The organism is Neisseria sp. P0014.S002 (assembly GCF_051958295.1).
GTDB classification, from domain to species: domain Bacteria; phylum Pseudomonadota; class Gammaproteobacteria; order Burkholderiales; family Neisseriaceae; genus Neisseria; species Neisseria flavescens_B.
This window is the reverse complement of sequence record NZ_JBQCVO010000151.1, coordinates 1-229: the sequence shown is the minus strand read 5'-3', so window position 1 is coordinate 229 and position 229 is coordinate 1. Positions and strand designations below refer to the sequence as shown.

The window sequence follows — 229 nt, the reverse complement described above, 5'->3', positions numbered from 1 at the left end:
TGGGTTCGGGTACGGTGATTTGGATAACAGGATTGCCGCCACGCTGTACAATCCAACGGTTTTGGGATTTCTCTATAGGATTGGCCGGCATGGCAAACGGCAGCTTGGCAATACTGACTTGCACGCAGGCCGTGCCGGGCAGGTCGAGGCCTTCGGCAAACCTGTCGAGGCCGACAATAATGCTGGCTTTGCCTTCGGCAATGGCTTGATGGTGCCTTTGCAACAGGAC

The 229-nt window shown here is 55.9% G+C and carries 1 protein-coding gene; it reads right to left on the bottom strand.

The window, feature by feature from the left end; translation table 11 throughout:
- The coding region (locus ACTHSX_RS10960) for a helicase C-terminal domain-containing protein (protein WP_440379695.1) at nucleotides 1-229 on the bottom strand (229 nt) is incomplete at both ends.